Source organism: Desulfobacter latus (genome assembly GCF_013389365.1).
In the GTDB taxonomy this organism is placed as follows: domain Bacteria; phylum Desulfobacterota; class Desulfobacteria; order Desulfobacterales; family Desulfobacteraceae; genus Desulfobacter; species Desulfobacter latus.
Window position 1 is genome coordinate 1 of sequence record NZ_JACADJ010000136.1, and the last position, 3233, is coordinate 3233.

Annotated in this window: 3 protein-coding genes; 1 reads left to right on the forward strand and 2 read right to left on the reverse strand. The window is 43.2% G+C overall.

The window, feature by feature from the left end; translation table 11 throughout:
* Window positions 1-34: 34 nt before the first annotated feature.
* Complete coding sequence (locus HXW94_RS18380) at window positions 35-859, forward strand: helix-turn-helix transcriptional regulator (RefSeq protein ID WP_178368346.1); 825 nt, start codon at window positions 35-37, stop codon at window positions 857-859.
* Window positions 860-885: 26 nt separating this feature from the next.
* On the opposite strand, the gene mepK is transcribed toward HXW94_RS18380, so the two are convergent.
* A complete protein-coding gene (gene mepK, locus HXW94_RS18385; RefSeq protein WP_246294222.1) occupies window positions 886-1440 on the reverse strand; it encodes a peptidoglycan L,D-endopeptidase MepK in 555 nt (184 codons plus the stop codon).
* A gap of 28 nt (window positions 1441-1468) precedes the next feature.
* A complete protein-coding gene (locus HXW94_RS18390) occupies window positions 1469-3022 on the reverse strand; it encodes a L,D-transpeptidase family protein (RefSeq protein WP_246294224.1) in 1554 nt (517 codons plus the stop codon).
* Between the last annotated feature and the right edge of the window lie 211 nt (window positions 3023-3233).

Genomic DNA, 3233 nt, shown 5'->3' on the forward strand with positions numbered 1-3233 from the left:
ATATATAAACATGATATAAAACTTTACAGGTGTTATGAAAAAATTTGAACAAGAACGAATGGAATATATTGAAACCCGGCTTCTGTGGGGTGAGGGTTTAACTGCCAGGGGGGTGGGAGACGCTTTTGATCTCAGCCGGCCAGTGGCCCAGAAATCAATAGACACCTATCGACGTATGTTTCCAGATCAAATGGCGTATGATGCCTCAAAAAAATGCCATGTCGCAACCTCCGATTTTAAATCAAGGTTTATAAAGCCGGACCCGTTAAAATTTTTGGATTATCTCAGGGGTGAAACCCTTGTCGGTTATTACAAAGAGGAAAGAGAGTGGAGTGATTTTGAAGTTGAAGATGTTGGCCTGAAACTGAGGCACAAATTGGATTTCAAAATTGTTAAACGCATTTTTTCAGCGTTGCAGCACAAACAGACGCTTTTCATAGAATATAAAAAAAAAGAGCTTGAATTAGGCGAACCTACCGAGAGAGTTATTTCCCCCAACCACTTAGTATTTGCGGAAAACCGGTATCATGTGAGGGCATATTGTCACCTGAGACATCAATTTCGTGATTTTGTACTATCCCGAATTGGATACGCTGACGTCTCCTCTGATGAGGAGTGGATACCCTCAGATGAGGACCGGGAGTGGAATGAACGGGTGACATTATCTTTCAGACCAAATCCTGTACTGCCCCAAAGTGTTCAACAGGCGATTCTCTGCAACTATGATACTGAAGCATCGGGGATATGGTGTATAAATTGTCGAAAAGCCATGGCATATTATATAAAAAAGGCGCTTATGACGCCTGATAAAAAGTTTAAAAAACCGCTCTGGGTTAGTGCTACGCAAGAAGCCGGTTAAATGTCACTTGACCATCGATTAAAAATCTACCAGCTTCTTTTATTACCGGTGTCGATGTGAATAAAATCCGATTCCGGATAGAACCCGACACCGCCGCTGTTATATTTTATAGCTAAATTGCGAAGACGCTTTGTATCGAGACCCGCCAGCCTGATATCTAAGGCCATCCCCTTCATATGGTAACTTTTTTTTGCAACACCGCTGCTTTTTTTTCTCAACCACGCATTGGTTTCAGGCGACCTGTATCCGGAAATAACCTCGTAACTGGAGCGACTACCACAGGCATGCTGAATAGTGGAAAGCACATCAAGAAGGTTAGGATCGATGGAATGAACTTCACCTGTACGAAAATCACGGAAAAAATATTCAATTCTTTCACGCATCGAACCGGTGTAGGTTTTTGGAGAATAATTTATGGAGATCCGCTCGCCGGTATGGGTGTGATAGAAACGCAACGGCCGGGGAGGGGATGATATCGCTAAAACCGATGAAGGGATAACCATTCCCATTACGGCTTGGGTAGATGCCAGTAAAAACGCACGTCTGCTTATTTTTTTTTTGAAGTTTTGATCAGGAATCAAGGTAGCGTCCAGGGTGAAAACCGTTTTTTTATTTCATAAATAATGCGTGATACAACGTCTCATCTCTGCCGTAAACATCCGCATTAAAATTTATTTGACCGTCTTTGTCAACCCATACCGTTTGATAGGTGATGTGTACAGGTATCGTCGGACGAATTTGAAGCACTTTCCTTTTGCCCAGGTTAATTAGATGACTCACCCGTTCCCTATCCCATGTATTGCCCTTTTGGTTGAGGAGAAACGCTGCCAGTTTCGCCGGTTCCGAAACCCGGATACATCCATGACTGAAGGGCCTTGTTTGTCTGGAAAATAATTTTTTTGACAGCGTATCATGGAGGTATACGGCATATTGGTTGGGAAACACAAATTTTACCCTCCCCAGTTCATTGTCCGGCCCTGGATCCTGGCGAAGTTTGAACCCTGCCATCTGGGAAGGGGTGACCGCATGCCAGTCAATGACGGTCGAATCAATTTCAACACTGTCTTCCTGCCAGTTGGAAAAAAGCCGGATGTTTTTACTTACAAGATAGTCGGCATTTTTTCTGAGTTTCGGCAGCTGCTCATCCTTGGCAATACTGGGTGGTACATTCCAATATGGATTGAATTCAAGATATTTGATTTTGCCGCTGAATACAGGGGTCTGGTGCCGGCGTTTACCGACAATCACAGGCATGCTGAATTTGAGTTCACCCGCTTCATAGGTAAAAAGCCTGTAGTTGGCGATATTCACCAGAATATACTTATCCCCCAGCGTATGATCATGCCACCGCCATCTTGCCATATTGACCTTTATCTGATCTAACCGCTCCTGTGGCGATTTATTCAATTCACGCATGGTTTTACGGCCTATGATACCGTCCGGATCAAGACCATGATTCAGTTGGAAGCGAATCACTTTTTTTGTCAGATTATCGTCAAAGAGTGAACGATTGGCCGTTGTTAAACGCTCCACGCCGGCATTTTCCAGCAGTGCAATCCGTTTTCTGATCTCAATGATCCTTTCATCCTCATCCCCGGGCCGGATACTTTTTTTTAAGATTATTTTCCGCCATTGCCCGTTGTATGTCATGCCGTTATACTGAACAAGAGCCTTTTTAAGTCCCTGGTATTGATGATGCTGGGGCGGCAATGATTGAAAAAACGCTTCAAGGTCTTCCATTTTTTGGATGGCCGCCAGCATTTTGAGGGGATTAAATCCTCTTTCACCGGCTTCGGCAAAAAGTTCTGGGTTGACCATGTAGGGCTTAATTTGTCCATAGCTGACATCATGGATATATTTTACCATGTTGTAAGTTAAAAGCGTATCAAGTTCTGCCAGCGATGTCAGGCTGAGATCCGTCCATTGTTCTTTTATTTTTTTTACCTGATAATCAGCCGGATTCAGCCCTTCTTTGCCGGCTTTTTCCAAATATTTCAATATGATTTCTGCGCGTTCCCCAGGCCCCTCCTTTGACACCCATAACGGTTCAGCACCTGACTTCTGATAAATGGCAGCCAGACAAACAGACTTCTTGATAATGATGGGTTGTTGTTTCTCAAAACTAAGCATCTCCACAGGATGGCACTGGATATGGTCAGTCATTGCCTTGGCAAGATCTCTTTCAGCGGCATTGCTGGCGGCCGCAGATAGCCATAAACACATCAACCATATAATTTTAATGACTTTTATCAATACCTTCGCCAATTATGCTGTTTTTAAAGGCTGATGAATACAGCCTATGCTGCAGACCTCTTCATATAACTGAGAAATAAAATTGAATCCCTCAAAATGAGGATCATATTTTAATATATTT

Coding starts and splice junctions, on each gene's coding strand:
- HXW94_RS18380 (WP_178368346.1), top strand. CDS start 35: ATGAAAAAATTTGAACAAGAACGAATGGAATATATTGAAACCCGGCTT.
- HXW94_RS18390 (WP_246294224.1), bottom strand. CDS start 3,022: ATGACTGACCATATCCAGTGCCATCCTGTGGAGATGCTTAGTTTTGAG.